This window comes from Enterococcus sp. 7E2_DIV0204, from assembly GCF_002140855.1.
GTDB classification, from domain to species: domain Bacteria; phylum Bacillota; class Bacilli; order Lactobacillales; family Enterococcaceae; genus Enterococcus_L; species Enterococcus_L lemimoniae.
This window is the reverse complement of the sequence record NZ_NGKY01000001.1, coordinates 1,183,229-1,201,842: the sequence shown is the minus strand read 5'-3', so window position 1 is coordinate 1,201,842 and position 18,614 is coordinate 1,183,229. Positions and strand designations below refer to the sequence as shown.

Below are 18,614 nucleotides of genomic sequence, written 5' to 3'. Positions count from 1 at the left end.
TGAGGGAGTTTTATCTACAAGCAATTAGTTTACGTTTAGATTGATTGAATAAAAAAATTACAATTAAATAATATATTTTATCTTTAAAAAAATAAAAATATTCAATTAGCATTGAATAATGCCCTTTAAATCGTATTTTATTTCTAAAAAACATTGACAAGTATACTTATTGACCGATATACTATCTGTGTAAACAAATTTGTTATAGAGTAGGAGAAATTATAATGGCAGGAGCAATTTCCGTCACACCCGAGCAACTGAAGTCACAAGCAAAGGTTTATACACAATCACAACAACAAATCCAAGATGCGATTCGTAAAGTAAATTCTATGAATCAACAAATCGCGCAAGAGTGGAAAGGTCAAGCGTTCCAATCGTATTTAGAACAATACAATCAATTAGAAGGTAACGTTAAAAAAATGGAAGAGTTGTTGATCAGTATCAATAGTCAGTTGAACAAATACGCTGACACAGTAGCACAACGTGACCAACAAGATGCAAGTTCTTTCGGTTTAAACTAAATTAATTTTGAAATAAAAAAGCGTTAGTGCAGTACATTGCGCTAACGCTTTTTTGAGTAAAGGGGTTTAACGTTTGAATAAGAAAAGAGCAGTTAGACTAGGAATACTTACAGGAATTATTGTCCTTTTAGGCATACTAGGAACGTTAGGAGTGAAAAAAATGATCGAACCAACAGAGAAAGAAAAACAAATCACTTTTCTCAAAAAACATGAAAATGAAATGAATGAGTATATCGAAAATAGTGTTGAATTTCAAATATCAAAAGTTACTTATAATTGGGATAGTGTAATAGAAAATACGATAGGAAATGGTCTGCCTAAAGGAGCAGGTAAAGTTATTCAAATATTTGGGTTCGTAAATAATAAAGAGAATTTGGATTTTAGATTGGACATTCAAATAGACGATAGTAACCTCCCCAACTTAAATACTATCAAATATGGTCAACAATTAACTGACGAAGGAGAATGACATGGCTAATTTAGAAAAAGACTATAATATATATGCTGATTTATCACAAGGTGCATATACCGGTAGGGAAAACAACTTTCCTTACAATGAATTAAAGCCTAGTCAACAAAATAAATTAAATTCAAATGAGTCCGTAAAATTTAATTTTTCAGATGCAAAAGATGCACATGGAAATAGTATAGATACGGTGTATTTACAACCAGACAAAACAGTAGAAACTATTACGGAGAAAAAATTCTTTGGCAAAGATAAGGAGTACCAAAAAGGGCTTTTAACGGATGAAAAAGCAGGGTATAACTCTTATTATCTAACAGATACCCCTACTCTAAATACAGACACAAAGCATACCTACTTCACCACTAGAGGTAGCGATGGTATATCCTGGGAAAATCGAAATGATTGGTTGGGAAATAACCTTGTTTTTGCGACAGAAAAGGGATATATTCCTCAAGCAAAACTAGCAACAGAAGCGATGCATCAAAAAATAGAAGAGATGAGAACAAAAGCACCAAATGCCACCATGTCTATGACAGGTCATTCATTAGGAACAATGGTCACGATTCAAGCAGTTGCTAATCTTCCAGCTAAAGATATAAGTAAAATCGATAAAGTGATCTTATTTCAAGGTCCCGATGCTCGTGAAAGTATTAATAATATGTCTGAACAAGCGCGCAAAAATATTCAATTGCTCGAAGAACACGGAAAGATTGAATACTACGTCAATGCATTTGATATTGTCTCAATGTTAAATCGAAACAAAAAGGGCGTGGATGAAATCGGAAAAGTACACTATTTACTTCCGAAAACATTCACATCTACATTTGATGGTGGATCTCCAGGGTCAAGTCATGATTTTGGTCAGTATCAATTAAATCCTGACGGTACGCCTAAAGAAGCGAATTTAAAAGAACATGGCTATATCTTTGCAGCTGGAATTAAGGTCTCCAATTTAATTGATAAATATATAAAAAAACTGATTAAAGAGAAAGACGGCGCGGATAGCCTTTCGTATTATGAACTTGTAAAATTATTAACCTCTGGTGGCTATAAAGATTTCGAAAAAGAATATTCAAAAATTATTGCAGATGCCGAGGTTGCGAGTAAATGGAATGGGAAGGTATCCAATTTACAGGAAAGTATCCGTGGGGCTTCTGGTAGTAAAAAAATTGAACTTCGAGGCGAGCTTGCCACAGAAGTCGCAAATAAAGCGAAAACAGTTGGCGACGACTATGTATTGATTCAAAAAAATGACCAACAAGAAGCAGAAGATGAAGTAGATTTGGTTGTAAAAGAAATTGAAAGTGGTGCAAAGGACATTCAAAAATATTTAGAAAGTTATGAAGTTGACGCACTGATTGCTCCCTATAAAAAAACTAACTTGTGGGATAGTGGCCAAGCAACAAGCAACATTAACGAAGCAAAAAAATACAAAGAAAAATTGACTGCATTCAGTAAAACGTTAACAACTGTTGCAAAAAATATTCAAGAGTATGATGGAAATGCAGGGAAAAATATATTCACGAAGAAGTAATAAAGGAGTTTTATTATGGATGAAGAAAAAGCCTTGCTTCTAAAATTAAAGCAAGAACGAAAAAATCAAGAACGGATCGCCATAAAAGCAATAATTACTGCAAAAAAGACGCGGTTAAGCACAACCAGACAAAATTCTACTAGTACGCTAAATGAACTATCAGATGCTATGTATCAACAAAGTAACAGTGTCCTTCCTGGAGCTCTAGAAGGAGCTTTACAAGGAAACAGTGCAGCCTCTGCAAAACAGTGTTTGACCGAGTTAGCGAAACCAATCTTTAAAACACCTGTAAAAGAGGTTTAATCGAATGAGTCCAGAGGAGCAAAAAAAGAAACAACGTCAAGCAACAGAAGAATACGAGCAGGATAAACGAGCTCTTCAACAAACGCAGAAAAAGATGGAAGAAGAAGTAGAACACTTCAAAAAAGACACAGAAAAGTTAATGGATAAAGTTCTCTATCTCACAAAAAATGATTCGTGGGATAAACGATCATTCTATCGACAAATGGAAGAAAGTCAGGCAACGATTCAATCTGAAACTCGACGATTCACACAAAAAATCGAAGAAACACAGAATGAACTAAGACGAACCTACCAAAGAAATATAGAAAAAATAGACCAGACAGAAGGGACAACCTGAAACTTTGACTTATAACAGAATCGAAGCTAGAACAAGTTTTGGAGAAATGTGGGTATAAATGAATAAGAAATATTTCAAAAATTATCGAATGACTATCGCTAGCCTTTCACTTTTGAATATATGCGTAATTCTTTCAACTATTTTCTGGTTTAATCAAGTACATACTGATGTTATGAAGAGAGTTGGTACTGGCCCCGAATCTGGTTGGATATTTTTCTTTATAGGGGTACCTATGTATTTCCCTGTTTGTATATTATTTGTTGTTGCTATTAGTTTGCTTGCATTCAGTATTATGTATATTTTTTTGTGTATCAAACATTTAAAAGCTAACTTACCTTCTAGTTAATTGTGTCAAGAGCCAGTGGAAGTGTAGAATTACGGACGTACCAATTTAGCAAATTTAATTTAAATTTCATTATGGAATCCGGTATAGTCTGACAAAGAATCTTCGACAAGAATGGGATTGTGGAAAAGGTTCTTTGAATTATTTGTTAAGGTTGTCTAGCATCAATTCTAGTGAAATATATGCTGGAAGAGAAGGTATCGAGTATGAATCTATCAAAGTAGATTAGCAGTGTTTTCTAAAGCTCAATTTTGTCAGTCACTTGTTTTCTGATTGTAAAACTGAGGGAGTTTTATCTACAAGCAATTAGTTTACGTTTAGATTGATTGAATAAAAAAAATTACAATTAAATAATATATTTTATCTTAAAAAAAATAAAAATATTCAATTAGAATTTAAGAATGTTCTTTAAATCTTATTTTGTTTCTAAAAAACGTTGACAAGTATACTTATTGACCGATATACTATCTGTGTAAACAAATTTATTATAGAGTAGGAGAGATTATAATGGCAGGAGCAATTTCCGTCACACCCGAGCAACTGAAATCACAAGCAAAGGTTTATACACAATCACAACAACAAATCCAAGATGCGATTCGCAAAGTAAATTCTATGAATCAACAAATCGCGCAAGAGTGGAAAGGTCAAGCGTTTCAATCGTATTTAGAACAATACAATCAATTAGAAGGAAACGTAAAAAAAATGGAAGAGTTGTTGATCAGTATCAATAGTCAGTTGAACAAATACGCTGACACAGTAGCACAACGTGACCAACAAGATGCAAGTTCTTTCGGTTTAAACTAAATTAATTTTGAAATAAAAAAGCGTCAGTGCAATTCATTGCGCGGACGTTTTTTATTTAGGAGAGAAGAGCAAATTGAAAAACAAACTAAAAAAGTACCTTCCTATTATTTCTATTATTCTCGGTAGTATATTGTTCTTATCTATTCTTTCTTATATTGGGTTTAAAAGTGATACTATCCAACAAACATCTAATGAAAAGGTAACGAAAATGCAATATGTATTGGTAAATGAAGATAAAGGAACTCTTTTTGAAGGGAAAAAATACTCTTTAGGAACAGACTTTGTCACATTGATTAACCAAGATACTAATAACCGTTGGGAGACCACTACTAGAGACATTGCTAGCCGTGGCGTCGCAGATGGACAATTTGATGCGCAGATTATTATTCCGCAAGATTTCTCTGAACGATTACTTTCATTGCAAAGTATAAATCCTGAAAAAGCTTTAGTAGAGTACCAAGTAAGAGAAGGTCAAAATGAGATAACTAATCAGGCAATTCAGGGAAAAGTGAATGATATCTTAAAAGATTTCAATCAAAGAATTGTCCAAATGTATTTTTCAAGTATCGTAGGAAATCTGTCAGAAGCCCAACAAAACGTCAATCAAATTGTTGGATTGGAAACAAATCACAAAAATAATTTGGAAAAAACAATTTACCTACCATTTAAAGAAGTACCAACTAATTTCTCAAATGTTATTGATACGGCAAGTATCTTGGATGAAGACAATAAAATGTTTACATCGGAACAAAAAGCATTTGTTGAGTCAGTGAAGCAGTTGATGGAAAGTAACAATACGGGTTTAGAAGCAAATAGCCAATCGACAGAGGAAGTACAGAAATCTGTAAATGATTATACAGATGAAGCAAATGAAAAATTGGAAACATCTATTAAGCAGTTTAATGAGCAATTTGAGCTACAAAAAGAACAATTAGAAAATCAATGGCAAAACGATCTGAAGGGATACAAAGCCCAATATGATAGTTTTGATGATAGCATAAAAAAACAATTGGGACTGTTTCTTACAAAAGGATCTGACGAAACTAAAAATACTGGTGTTTACGCGGATTTTTTAACGAATGCTTATGCGTTTAAAGAAACCCAAACTAAGAGAATTGAAGAGCTAACGAGTGAAATAAAAGACCTAGAAAAACAAGTAACTGAATTAACAGCTTTAAAAGAAGATGTTGCTGAAAAGTACTACAACGATAGAAGTGCTAATCCAGAAACTGCGACAGAAGACCAAGTGAAGCTAGCAATATCAAAATTAATCTCACCTGTGGATAAAGAATCAGAAATTAAAGAAGATGGCGAGTATTTAACCGCTGTAAAGAACGAGCTTATGCAATTACAAAATCTTGCTCTTCCATCAAATGCTGATTTTCCCATTCTTTTAAATACACTTTTAAATAAAGGGTTAATGACGCAAGCGGCAAGTGATAAATTAAATGCTTCATATAACATTGTTACACGTTATGAACCAGCTCTGACTGGTAACGGAAACCAATTCAAGCTACTCGAAACAACACCAAAAGAAGATCTTTCATCTGTATTCACAGTAACGAATACAGTAGGGGTAAATTTGAAACCGGGAACCACTCAATATTTACAATTCTCACATACTTTTGGTTCTGAGAGCAGTGGTATAGTTGAAGTTATTAATTTAGAAATGATTAGAGCAAATTTGGAAGGAAGTATCATTGCAAATTTAGCTGGTTCAAGCTATACAGCGACTGTTACTATTGATGGAACACAGCTAATTATAGCTATTATACTTAAGGATGCAGAAAGTAGTGAATCTCCTAAAGCTCCTGCACACTCTCAGATGTCTTACACATTTAATTCTCAAATAAAATGGACCTATCCAAATGACTACAGTAACAATGAGTATGTTCAATGTAATTACTCTTGGCGTTTAAATCAGTCAAGAACTTCTGGACAATTGGCTGCTTATATAGACAAAGACCAGCCTCTAAAGCAAGATTTACCAGAACTGTTTAGTTTATTCACAGCGTTAACTTCAGTTGCTGAGAAAGTAACCACAATCTATGCTGATCCGACGCAACAAGATATCGTTACCTTTGCCAGTTATGTCAAAAGTAATCCAGATAAATCATTCAATGAGTTAGCAACGCCCAATTCTGTTTATTGGCTATATGATAACATCACGGATACTAAAAAAGTTTCACAAATTTCAGAGTCACTCTATAAAAATTATAGGGAAAATGGAGACATTTTGTATAACGATATTACAGAGCAAATTGGCAAACTAAACGCTACAATCGGAACAAGTACTGATAAAAATGAAGGCGAAGCAATGACGTTATACGGGACGCTAAATCTTATGACCGTTCCAGACATGATGCTACAAGAAGCATCTGTATTAGGAGACTGGTTCGAGAAAGCAAATCAAGAAATTGATGGTACCTATAATTCTTGGAAAGAAACAGAACGAGTAGCACCAGAATCTGTTATTACGGAGACAAACGCACATCCTGATAAGAATGATACGGCTGCAATCAATTCTACTACTGAAAATTTGGTGAAAAGTATCCAGACATTAGCTAGTAGTTCAAGAGAAACAGCTAAATCAACAGAAGAATCTGCGGCGCAAGTCAAAGACGTTGCACCGATTATTCAGACGTTGAAAGAATCAACGAACAAGGTACAGACAAATGCAAATGATATTTTAACAAACTTAGATAAAACTGTTACTGAAGTGGATGAAAAAACAAATGACAATGCGAAGTATGCCGAGAGCTTTGACAAAGTTCTTTCTAATACCAGAAATGGCGGCTCGGATAATTCAACGGTCTTTAACTTCCTATCAAATCCCATTCAAGAAAAAGGCGATTTTGGGAAAACCAGACAAAATTCTTTGATTCCATATTATGCAACAATCATTGCTGCATTTATTATTATTTTGGTCGCGACTGCGATGCAAAAATATATGAAGCGAAGAAAAGTGTCTAAAACGGACTTACTAATGAATCCATCAAGAGCTTGGTACAACATGTCAAATGTGATTGTGATACTGCTGAGCAGTGTTGCTTTGTCTAGCGCATTTGCCCTTAATTTGAGCCTTGTTGTTGGGATGAATGCGAAAATTGCCTGGTTTAGTTATGCCTTTTTAGTTTTACTGGCAGGACTACTGCTAACACTTGGTTGTATGAGACAATTCAGATTACTGACACTTTATCTTAGTGGCGCAATATTAGGACTATTCTTCATGCTGACACCCTTATTGGGAGTAGCTACTAAAACAGGCACATTCGCTAATATATTGTATCGAGTATCACCATTACAAAATATTCAAAACGGCTTCACAGCGCTACTAAACGGATCCAGCATCGGCTGGGTAAGCTATTTGGTTCTTGTAATCCTAGCAGTTAGTGGTATTCTATTGAATTTTTGGGTGAAACCAGAAGACAAAAAAGTGAAAGCATGATCTTTTCTATTATTTGGAAAGGGAGAAAAACGATGCAACATAGACTGAAAATTGATTTTAAAACGATTTTAAAAGGATTGCTTCTTCCTGTCCTCTTCATTTTCTTACAGAGCGCTCCTGCTCATGCAGATACTGGCGACTTAAAAATAAATAACCATGTGATCTACGATAAAAGTGAAGGTAGTCAGAGTAATTCTGCTACCTTTACGATTAATCAATTATTTATGAAAGATATGTCTGATCAGGACAAACAATTAGACGAAGAAAAAATGAAGCTGATTACAAATGCACAAAAAGAAGTTTTTGTGAAAGAAACACCAGCACAACGTACAGTTAACCAACAAATAACACCCCTTCTTTTCTCAAGTGGATATGTCTTGAATGACAGTTTAGATTCTGGAGATTCAGGGGTAAAGCAAGGAAACAATATCGGATTTATTTTATTTTGTGTAGTCGGTGGATTCCTTGTTATAGGCCTTGGCATTTTATTAGGTCGAGCATTTCCTACATGGGTAAAAAAAGGATAGGAAGGTAGAGTTTTATGAGGAAAGATACATCTATTGGTATTGGGTTACACGTGGGCAAACAAATTATTGATTTACAGATTCCTATCAAAGTTTCTGCAAATCGTTTAAAAGAACTTTTGAGAGAATCACTAGAATTATTGAACATCTCTTTACCAGAAACATTTGAGTTAGAAATTATAAATAAGTCAATTAAGTTAGACGAAGAAGTTCTTCTAGCGAACTATGCATTAGGCGATGGAGACCAATTAGTTGTTAGAGAAGCGATGAAAAAGTAAAGGGGCTTAAAACGTGAGTGAAGTAAAAGATATATCAGAAAAAATAGATATCCAAGTTCAAAAAGATAAGGTACTAGTCACACTACAAGCAAATCAATACCGCTTATCAGAGCTGGATCAGTTTCAAGCAGTTCTTCAAAAGAGAGATGCGCTATTAGCTGGGAAACTGTTGGAGGCAACGGAAGAGAAATTAGTTTTGTCTTATGATAAAGATAATTATGCCGTATCGATCGAAGATGCGGTACGGAAAATGTCGTCAATCAACCGATTGCTTTTAGCGCAAAAAGTTCGTTTTATTGAGCCGTTTATCCATTCAACGATTCAACCATTTATCCATCCAAGAAATATTTTTCTTTTTGGGGAAGAGTTATCCATTGCACATAGAGGATTTATGAATCTAGTTGTGCCGTATGTGACCAATGAAGAGGACTTTTTAAAACAGTATCGAGCATTGATTCTATTTATTCTTCATCCAAAATTAGATTTTGAACGGTTGATTGAAGGTGCTGGAACATTACAAGATCCGCTATCTAAAAATATCCAAGCTGCACTTTCACCAGAAGAAATCGATCAAATGATCAGTGAACAAGTTGTTATCCAAAAAATGAAGCAAGAAAAACAAAATCAATTAGTAAACAAAAAAAGCTACACGTTGTTTAAATGGGGCAGTCTAGTATTGTTGGTTGCGACGCTTATTTTAGGTTTCTTCGTGTGGAATTATGCACTGAAAGAAGTTCCTACACAAGAAAGAATCATCACAGCAGAAGCCAATTATATCGCCAATGACTATTCAGGCGTATTAAGTACACTGAAAGAAGATACACCAGAGAATCTGCCTAAGAGTGCACAATATGTGTACGCAGTAAGCTCAATACAACTTGATAATTTATCGAATGAGCAAAAAGAGATGATTTTGAATAATCTTTCTCAAAAATCAAACGAAAATACACTTTTATATTGGATCTATATCGGAAAAGGCGCGTTCGAAAAAGCTCTTGATATTGCGCAAAACGTAGGAGATAACCAATTTATTTTACATGCTTATACAAAACTCTATGACGCAACAAAACTAGATACAAAAATGAATGGTGAAAAGAAACAAGAGCTATTAACGAAATACGAAGAAGCCATTGCTAAATATATGAAACTATTAGGAGGAGCAACCGATGATTCTGAAAACGAATAAAACAGAAGATGAGTCAACTGTTCCTATTGATGATCAAATGCAGCCAGCTGCCGATGTTCTTATGGATGTGTTCTATTTTGGTGATGACTTTTCGCACCACCAGCTAACGTCTTCAAAACAAGAACGAACGATTGACGGACATTCAGTATCTTATGATGGACAACGAATTTTACTTGATAACAAACCGTTCGAACAAGATAATTCAACATTTATAATGGTAAAACCAACGGACTATCAAACAATTGCGACAAGCAAACCCAAGAAAGATTTTACGATCTCTTCTGCGACTTCTTCCGCAATTAGTTTGCCAACTACGGCATTTGTTTCAGTTGCAGTTGAGGCAAAAACGACTAATTATACTGTTGATATTTACGCAAATGAAGAAACGATTTATTTCAACGGACAACGAATTGCTAAAGGAAAATTTGACTTTGGTACTGGCGATCGGTTAGTGATTGATAAACTGATTATAGAAGTACGAGAAAATCAGCTGAAGCTGACAAATTTAGGTTCTGACTTTAAATTGAATCCATTTGAAATCATTGAACAAAGCTACGAACCTGAATATCCTTCAGAATTCCCGTTATTCAGACGAAGCCCACGTATCCACCTAAAAGAACCAAAGGTGGAAGTAGAAGTAATGACACCCACACCGAAAGAAAAGGAAGGGAAAAATGAACTATTAAGAACCCTGGTTCCTCCTTTAGGAATGGTAGTTTTAAGTGGTGCTACAAGTTTTTTAAGTGGCGGAAATCCAATCATGATGCTGAGTATGGGTGGTGCTAGTTTATTAACGGCAGGTTTTTCTGTTTCGAGTTATTTTACCAATAAGAAAGAAACCAAAGAGAAAAATGAACGTAGTGAAGGCTCTTATAGACAATACCTGATTCAGAAGAAAGGGGATATTTCCCTTTTACAACAAGAGCAGGAGCATGCTCTTACGTATATGTATCCTTCGATGAATGATCTTGCCTTAATGGCTAAAGATTATCAAGCACGGATCTATGAGCGCATGACAACCAACGAAGATTTCTTAAAAGTTCATGTTGGAACTGGCGAAATCAAGTCAAGCTTTTCTGTGAGATATCAAGCAAATGAAGAAAGCGAATTGAGTTCGTTAGCGGAAAAACAGCTTGTTTGGCCGTATCAACAATTAGAAGCAGCACCGATCGTTATTCCTTTAATGGATCAAACTGTTGGTCTAGCCGGCAATTATCCAGTATTACGGACCGCTGTTCAAACACTCTTATTCCAAATCTCAATGCTGCATTCATATCGAGATGTTGAATTTGTAACATTAGTTCCTGAAAATGACTATGATACTAATTGGCATGCGTGGCGTTGGCTACCTCATTTGAAGATTCGCAGTTTGAATCTAAGGGGAATCATCCACAATGCCCAAACACGAGATATGGTGCTTAACTCGTTTTACCAAATTTTAACAAAGAGAAGACAAGAACTGAAAGAAAATGGCAATGAAAAGATTCGTTTCCAGCCGCATTATGTATTCTCTATTTTAGAAGAGAGCTGGTTATCTGGACATGGGCTAAATGAATTTTTAGCAGAAGATATGAGTCCGTATGGTGTAACCGTGATTTGGGGGAAAGATGCGTTACCGATGTTGCCTGAGACAACGACGACCTTGATCGATTACCAAAGTAGCGAAGCGGCAATCTTGATCAATCAAAATAATGAATATGTGAATCAAGCGTTTGTACCGACTCATTTACCGACTGCTTATCCGATTGAAGAAGCGTTGCAGCGATTGGCGAACTTACATCATGTTGAAGTGGAGAAGAATGCGATCCCAGAAGCAATCGATTTTCTTGAATTATACGATGTAAAAGCAGTAGATGAACTAAACATCGGCACACGTTGGACAAAAGCAGATACCTCTAAATCTTTAGCGGTTCCATTAGGTGTGCGCGGTAAAGACGATATTGTTTACCTTAACCTACACGAACGAGCACATGGGCCTCACGGTTTAGTTGCTGGTACAACAGGATCGGGTAAATCAGAAATCGTTCAAAGTTATATTCTATCTTTAGCTGTGAACTTTGCACCTGAAGATGTTGGCTTTTTACCGATTGACTTTAAAGGTGGGGGAATGGCGAATTTATTTGCTGACCTACCTCATTTACTTGGTTCTATTACCAATTTAGATGGCGCGAGTTCTGCCAGAGCCTTACAAAGTATTCGTGCTGAGTTACAAAAAAGACAACGTAAATTTGGTCAGTTTGGTGTGAACCATATCAATGGCTATACAAAGTTATATAAACAAGGTAAAACAATTGCCGATCCAGAAGAAAAGAAAAAATACCCAAGCGATCCACTGCCGCACTTGTTCTTGATCAGTGATGAGTTTGCCGAACTAAAAGCTAATGAACCAGACTTTATGGCGGAACTTGTTTCAACGGCTCGAATTGGTCGTTCGTTAGGTGTTCATTTAATCTTAGCGACTCAAAAACCTAGTGGGGTTGTAGATGACCAAATTTGGTCGAACTCTCGTTTTAAACTAGCGTTGAAAGTAGCCGATGCCAATGATTCAAATGAAATCATCAAAACGCCAGATGCGGCAACGATCACGCAACCAGGTCGTGCGTATTTACAAGTCGGAAACAATGAAATTTATGAACTATTTCAATCTGCATGGAGCGGAGCGAATTATGATCCGTTTGTCTCACGAGAAGAAAAAGTGGATGAACGTATTTGGCTGATCAATCAATTGGGACAATACGAATTATTAACAGCCGATCTGTCACAAGAAGAAGATACCGTTGTGAAAAATGAAGAAGAAAAAACGCAACTGGATGCTATTGTGGAAGCAATTCAGGCTTATTCAGAAGAAACCAATGCGGTATTACCAGAAAAACCTTGGCTTCCACCACTAGAAACAGTGATCGATTCACCTATCTTATCGAAGGAATGGAGCGATACAAGACAATTAAGTGTTCCGTTTGGCTTTATGGATATTCCTTCTAAACAAGAGCAAGTCGTGTTCAACTTTAATTTTAATGAACTGACACATACGGCGTTTTATGGCTCACCAGGTTTTGGTAAATCCACGGCGCTTCAAACGTTAGTGATGAATCTTGCGCGACTAAATACACCGAGTCAAGTGCAGTTCAATTTATTTGATTTCGGTACAAATGGTTTGCTTCCGCTGAAAAAACTTCCTCATGTCGCAGATTTAGTGCGTTTAGAAGAAGAAGAGAAATTAGTGAAATTCTTGAAGCGGATCCGAAAAGAAATCCAAGAACGAAAAGATGCATTTACCGATTATGGTGTCGCAAGTCTATCGCAATACGAAGAAAAATCAGGAAACAAACTACCTGTAGTGATTACGATCATTGACGGATTTGATGCCATCAAGGAAAGTCCGTTAGAAGAAGAAATCGAATCTGTTGTGAATCAGTTGCTACGAGAAGGGGCTAGTGTAGGTCTGTACGCTGTTTTATCTGTTCTTAGAACATCTACCTTCAAGATGAGCATGGCAAGCAATATACCGTCTCATATCGGTCTATTCCTTGTAGAAGAAGGGGCAATCAGAGATGTTGTTGGACGAGATGCATTGATTCCACAAGAAATCATTGGACGAGCACAGATAAAATTAGATGATCCCCATGAGCTTCAAGTCTTTCTTCCAACACATGGCGAAAATGATATTGATCGCTTAAATCATTTAGAACAAGAGATCGAAGCGATGAACGAAGATTGGTCTGGCGAACGTCCGATTAAGATTCCGATGCTGGCAAAAGTGGTTTCAATGGCTGATTTCTACGAGTCAAAACAAACACAAATCATGCTGGAAAATATGCAATTGCCAATTGGTTTGGATAAAGAAACAACGAATGTTGTCGGATTTGATCCACAAGAGCATGGCTATTTTGTGATTGGAGACGATTCACCGCAACAAACAGAATACATTGAAAAAGTCATTGTAGAAAATCTAAAACATTTTGAAGGACGAGCACAACGAGTAGTCTTTAACGGCTCAGAACGTTTCGGTGGCTTTACGGAAAGCTTTGATATGATGGTTGCTGAACCTGATTATAGTACCTTTGTTAATGATTTAGTCAGTGAAATCGAAGTTCGTCAGGACGCAACAGATCCAGAACCAATGTTTGTCTATGTTCCAGAGGCGCATGTATTTGGAGATAAGACATTCATTACCAATGATGCCATTGACGTATACCTAAGAAAAGCCGCGAAAGTGAAGATTTACTTTATTTTCCAAGGCAATCAAAAACAAATTGAAAATAGCTTTGATGACTTTAATAAACGACTACGCACGAATATCCCAGCAGGAATGATCGGTACACGTTTAGCAGATCAAGGATTTATCAATGTGAAATCAGGCTATAGTGAACCAACAGTTGAGCTAGATGAGTCTCATTTCTTTGTTGGACGAAATGCTTGTCGCGTGAAGTTGGTTAGTGAATAAAAATAAATAATTATTTGCTGTAACAAGGAGGAAAAAGCGATGGCTAAAGATGATGCAGCAGAAAGAAAGCGTCAGGAGAAAAATGCTCAAAATAGACGAGAATCAACAAGATGGCAACAAATAGGAAATGAACGAAAAGCAAATTATGATAAAAATCAAAAAAAATTAGAACGATTAAAAGAAGCAAAGAGCAAATTAGAAAAATCTATGAAGAACTTTTCGCAATTTGAGAATCAAGTGAAGCAATATCCAACAAAATTAAGCACAGGACAATTTAAAGGAACACTTCGAGATAAATTTGATGAAAAAGCAAACAAAATGGGTACGGCATTGCACACAGAAGAAAATTCTTATCAAAGAAATATGGCAAAATTAGATGCAGAAATAGCAAAGAAAGAATTAGAACAAGGAGATTTGCTTGGTGCTGTAGAAAGTGCCTTTAATACGGCAAAAAATTTCTTGGCTTCTATCTTTTAGCCTGATACGAGGAGAGATTATAGATGGGTAAAACAGGTGTAGATAAGGCGGCATGGGATGCAGTAGTTTCAAAAGCAGATAGTGCTGTTTCAAGTATTTCCAAGCCCACGATTAATGAATTGGGCAAAACAACTCTAAAACGCTTTAAAAAAGTGATAGAGACACAAAAAACACTGGTGAATACAGTAGAATCTTTCAAAAATGTTTCAAGTACAGATACACAGAAAATGAAACAAGTTGCTGAAAATATTGTCAACGAAGATAAGCAAGCATCTAAATCATTTGAACAAAATACAACCAAAGTGAGGTTTAAGTGATGGCAAATTATGATTCAAAGAAATTTTTTGAAGGTGTTTTGATCAATGATGAATCACTTACCTTTGAAGTGACAGAAGAGCTTATTCTAACAGGTGTTCTCTTAGGAGCAAATTTTCAATTATTAAAATCAGTCTATAAAACGTATCGAAATTTAGATCAGCAATTTGAACACAAACCTATGGTCGGCGCTAAATTGAGTGTGTTCTTTGATTATGAGGAACAAACGGTTACCTTTGATCGCCAATCAAGTCAAGTGGTATTGACTATTCCCCAATTTTTACAATACATTGGCAAAATTGATGTTGCATTTGCGCCTATTTATCCAGTTGGAACAACCGTTGAACTGGATGAAAGTATGTTGCCAGACAGCGTAGCAGAGATGTTTAAAGACGGCGATTTAGGCGCAATTGTCACTCTTACTGGAAGAAAAGTCCCGTTGATGTCAGGGTTTGATCATTATATTGTCGATTATTTAGGACGACTATGGCCGTTTGGAGAAATCCCTGGTAATGACCCAGTCTTGATTTCAAATATGATGATCAAGCGTGTAATTGCAGAAAGTTATACGAATGAATACGAAGAAGCCTTTTCCTTTGATGTATTACGGGCGACCCAAGTATTAAATCAACAAATCTCTACAGCGTACATGACGACAGAAGATGCCATTTCCTATTATGAAACACTTTCTGGAATGACAACAACGGAGTAGAGAGTAAAATGTAAAGAAAGGAGCATATTATGGGCTTTCATGTAGAAACAGCCGAAATGAAAAAGGCGTTGGAACAGTATCAAAAACTATCAAAAACGGCACAAGAACAACTAGATAATGCGAAAAGTTCAATGAACGGCATCATTAACAGTAATGCGATGCATGGTCAAGTAGGCCAAGCAATTGCAGCAGATATCAATAATAATAAAAATGCCGTACTTGTCGGCTTAAAAAATAGTTATAAACTAGTGGAAGCAGATCTCCAACAAACTTACGCAGATTTTGCGGGAACCACAGGAGAAACCTCACAAAGTGCGGTGTTAGATGAAGATGTTTTAACGAAGACAAAAACAGCTATTGATAAATTTAAGACGGAGCACAAAGAAAAAAGACAAACCATCAAATCAACGTACAGTGATATAGCCGATTTGATTTCGCTTTCTATGCCAAGCAGTAGTACCTTCACTAGTGCTTGTGATGAAGCAAAAAAGCAGTTGGATAAGATCATTCAAAAAGTCAATGAGTTTGATAGTAAGCAACCACCAAGCTCAGCAGAAGAGATCATCAATGTTTTATCTCAACAAATCAAAATGTCTGAAACCGCGAGTGGTTTAAGTTATACAGATCCAAGATTTATGGAATTTGTCTCACAAACAGAATTGGCAGAAGCAATCAAAGATATCGATAGTCAAATTGCTCAGGCAGAAGCAGATGCAAAACTGGCGGCGGAAAAAGCCGCCAAGGAAAAACAAGAAGAATGGGCCAAACATCATCCAGTAGAAAACTTCCTTCAAAATATGTCAGATAGCATCGGCGATTGGTGGGGAAATGTTGTCCAAGGAACAAAAAATCTTTCTATTCCAAAAGGATTTAAAGATATTCTTCTATTTGGAGAAGGGTTCCTTGGCGGCGCAGGTGAGATGGTAAGCTCAGTAGCTATTGGCGGTAGTCAAGTCATTCATTTAGGGGTTGAACTAGTCGAATGGGGACTTGATTCAGCGAGAGGTATTGAAACACCGCAATGGAAGCTAGATGATATTAAAGGAGCATGGGAAAATACGAAGGCGATTGGCAGTACGTTAAAAACAATCGGTTTGGGGCTTCAAGGAGCCACGAATCCATGGTTATTGGCAGTGAGTCCAACGCATCGAGAGGCGTTGAAAGAAACCTTTGACATGGGCGCAGGAATCGTTAATACTATAGTTAACGATATAAAAACAGGAAATGCCTATGCGATAGGTGGCTATGTATTTGATGTAGCGAGCATGTTTGTGGGAGTTGGAGAAGTAAATGCGGCTCTGAAAGGAACGAAGTTAGGCGTAAAAATAGCTGAGGGATTAAATGCGTTCAAAGCAACAACGAAAGCCACGACGTTGAGTAAACTAGGCAAAGTTACATCGATGGTCGATAAAAGCTTGAAGTACGGAGATGATGCCTTAAAAGCCTTTATGACAAAAGTGAAGAATATTCCAATGCCAATAATGGACGAAATAGCTCTTGCAGGTGGAGGAAGCGTCAAAGTTGTTGGTAAGGGAACATTGGATGATTATATGAAGGCAGCAAAAGCTAACTTTAGCAAGGGTAGTGGCGCTGTTGATGATGTGGCTAAGAAATTAAAATCCGATGATTTTACTAAAGATCTATTAGAAACGAAGCCTAAAAATTCTCGCGATCCTAAAAAATGGTTGGATAAAGGTGGAGAAATTGATATATTAGACGATGGGACATGGGTATACAAAGATTGGGATGGCAATGTTATTAAATATACAGACGGATATCCTGATTTTAAAGAAGCTGGATTTGTCAGAAATGAAGTTACATTAGAAGACGGCTTTACAACAAGATCTAAGGATTTTCGAGAAGCTGATAAAATATCTCCCAAAAAACCTGATGGAACATGGCATCATCATCAAGATGGAAAAACACTACAGGATGTACCGACTTTGGTCCACAGAAGGTTTACACATAAAGGTGGGTTTGCATTAAAAAAGAAATAATGAGGTGAAATAATGAATAATATTAACGGATTTGGTTACGTATCAGAGGTAGATATTTTATCTTTGGAAGAAAAATTTGATATTGTATTTCCAGATGACTATAAAGAGTTTTTAGAAAATTATAACGGAGGGTTACCTAAAAAAAATTATTTAATCACTCATTTAGCCAATACAGGAGAAGAAATAGTTTTGGGTTCATTGCTTGGAATAAGTGAAAATGAAAATTTTGATTTAGGAACTTGGTTTTTTGAATATGAAGATGAACTTCCGCCATCAAGCTTTATAATTGGTACTGAATATAATTCAGGTTTATTTATTATGATAACCGTTGGAGATGAAAAGGGAGTTTATTTTTGGGATGATGCACAAGAACTAGAAGGCTCTTCAGATGAAGAAAATGTATATTGGGTAGCAGACACATTTAATGGATTTTTAAAAAGTTTCACTATCAAAGATTAAATAATCATCATTATTATGTCTCTGCTTATATTTTATGTAATAGTTTTTAAAGAGTAAAAATAGAGAATCTACAGTAAGGGGATTCTCTGCTGATGAGATAATATTAGAATTAGAAAAAAGTCTTGGAATCTTTGTAAATACTCATCAGAAGTAGGTTGAAATGAATGAGAGAATTTAAGCAAAAAATAGGAAATAAAGAATTTATAGCTACTGTAGAAAAAGAGTTAGAGCCTCAATTGTTAAGCCTGTTCTACATCCTAAAAAATATGAATGAGGAAGAGTTAATAAATGGATTTTCATTCCAAATTGGCTGGTCAATTTATTTTTTAGAAGAAATAAATAAAGACTCATTCGTTATACTAACAAATGATACTAGCAAAAATCCTTTTGAAGATAAGACTAAAGATTTAACCTTGGCACTATGGGTACAGTTAGAACAAGGTCATTTTTTGAGAAAACTAAACTT

At 35.8% G+C, this 18,614-nt stretch carries 17 protein-coding genes and 1 pseudogene; all 18 read left to right on the top strand.

The window, feature by feature from the left end:
- Nucleotides 1–224: 224 nt before the first annotated feature.
- Nucleotides 225–521: a WXG100 family type VII secretion target gene (locus A5819_RS05675; RefSeq protein WP_010761887.1), complete on the top strand. Its 297-nt coding sequence runs from the start codon at nucleotides 225–227 to the stop codon at nucleotides 519–521.
- A gap of 73 nt (nucleotides 522–594) precedes the next feature.
- Complete coding sequence (locus A5819_RS05670; protein ID WP_254907223.1) at nucleotides 595–990, top strand: hypothetical protein; 396 nt, start codon at nucleotides 595–597, stop codon at nucleotides 988–990.
- Between the two features lies 1 nt (nucleotide 991).
- Complete coding sequence (locus A5819_RS05665) at nucleotides 992–2,521, top strand: cutinase family protein (RefSeq protein ID WP_086277503.1); 1,530 nt, start codon at nucleotides 992–994, stop codon at nucleotides 2,519–2,521.
- A gap of 15 nt (nucleotides 2,522–2,536) precedes the next feature.
- Nucleotides 2,537–2,824: a hypothetical protein gene (locus A5819_RS05660; RefSeq protein WP_086277501.1), complete on the top strand. Its 288-nt coding sequence runs from the start codon at nucleotides 2,537–2,539 to the stop codon at nucleotides 2,822–2,824.
- Nucleotides 2,825–2,828: 4 nt separating this feature from the next.
- Nucleotides 2,829–3,161, top strand: coding sequence for a hypothetical protein (locus A5819_RS05655; RefSeq protein ID WP_086277499.1), 333 nt, complete (start codon nucleotides 2,829–2,831; stop codon nucleotides 3,159–3,161).
- Nucleotides 3,162–3,219: 58 nt separating this feature from the next.
- Complete coding sequence (locus tag A5819_RS19490; RefSeq protein WP_086277497.1) at nucleotides 3,220–3,507, top strand: hypothetical protein; 288 nt, start codon at nucleotides 3,220–3,222, stop codon at nucleotides 3,505–3,507.
- 504 nt (nucleotides 3,508–4,011) lie between these two features.
- Nucleotides 4,012–4,308 (top strand): WXG100 family type VII secretion target, encoded by a 297-nt coding sequence (locus A5819_RS05645; RefSeq protein ID WP_010761887.1) that lies wholly within the window; start codon nucleotides 4,012–4,014, stop codon nucleotides 4,306–4,308.
- 73 nt (nucleotides 4,309–4,381) lie between these two features.
- Nucleotides 4,382–7,756 (top strand): type VII secretion protein EsaA, encoded by a 3,375-nt coding sequence (gene esaA / locus A5819_RS05640; protein ID WP_086277494.1) that lies wholly within the window; start codon nucleotides 4,382–4,384, stop codon nucleotides 7,754–7,756.
- A gap of 32 nt (nucleotides 7,757–7,788) precedes the next feature.
- The gene (locus A5819_RS05635) at nucleotides 7,789–8,283 is read left to right on the top strand and encodes a hypothetical protein (protein ID WP_086279657.1); all 495 of its coding nucleotides are present in this window, start codon (nucleotides 7,789–7,791) and stop codon (nucleotides 8,281–8,283) included.
- A gap of 14 nt (nucleotides 8,284–8,297) precedes the next feature.
- Nucleotides 8,298–8,558 (top strand): type VII secretion protein, YukD family, encoded by a 261-nt coding sequence (locus A5819_RS05630; RefSeq protein ID WP_086277492.1) that lies wholly within the window; start codon nucleotides 8,298–8,300, stop codon nucleotides 8,556–8,558.
- A gap of 13 nt (nucleotides 8,559–8,571) precedes the next feature.
- Entirely contained in the window at nucleotides 8,572–9,744 is a 1,173-nt protein-coding gene (gene essB, locus A5819_RS05625) for a type VII secretion protein EssB (RefSeq protein ID WP_086277490.1), read from the top strand.
- Entirely contained in the window at nucleotides 9,725–14,188 is a 4,464-nt protein-coding gene (gene essC, locus A5819_RS05620) for a type VII secretion protein EssC (protein ID WP_086277488.1), read from the top strand. The genes essB and essC overlap by 20 nt, the downstream gene beginning before the upstream one ends.
- Before the next feature lie 39 nt (nucleotides 14,189–14,227).
- The gene (locus A5819_RS05615) at nucleotides 14,228–14,665 is read left to right on the top strand and encodes a DUF5082 domain-containing protein (RefSeq protein WP_086277485.1); all 438 of its coding nucleotides are present in this window, start codon (nucleotides 14,228–14,230) and stop codon (nucleotides 14,663–14,665) included.
- 23 nt (nucleotides 14,666–14,688) lie between these two features.
- The gene (locus A5819_RS05610; protein ID WP_010771988.1) at nucleotides 14,689–14,982 is read left to right on the top strand and encodes a TIGR04197 family type VII secretion effector; all 294 of its coding nucleotides are present in this window, start codon (nucleotides 14,689–14,691) and stop codon (nucleotides 14,980–14,982) included.
- The gene (locus A5819_RS05605) at nucleotides 14,982–15,692 is read left to right on the top strand and encodes a DUF4176 domain-containing protein (protein WP_086277484.1); all 711 of its coding nucleotides are present in this window, start codon (nucleotides 14,982–14,984) and stop codon (nucleotides 15,690–15,692) included. The genes A5819_RS05610 and A5819_RS05605 overlap by 1 nt, the downstream gene beginning before the upstream one ends.
- Nucleotides 15,693–15,721: 29 nt before the next feature.
- Entirely contained in the window at nucleotides 15,722–17,689 is a 1,968-nt protein-coding gene (locus tag A5819_RS05600) for a T7SS effector LXG polymorphic toxin (RefSeq protein ID WP_086277482.1), read from the top strand.
- Between the two features lie 12 nt (nucleotides 17,690–17,701).
- Nucleotides 17,702–18,148, top strand: coding sequence for an SMI1/KNR4 family protein (locus tag A5819_RS05595; protein ID WP_086277481.1), 447 nt, complete (start codon nucleotides 17,702–17,704; stop codon nucleotides 18,146–18,148).
- Nucleotides 18,149–18,312: 164 nt separating this feature from the next.
- Nucleotides 18,313–18,614, top strand: a pseudogene (locus A5819_RS05590) (hypothetical protein); the annotation flags it as partial.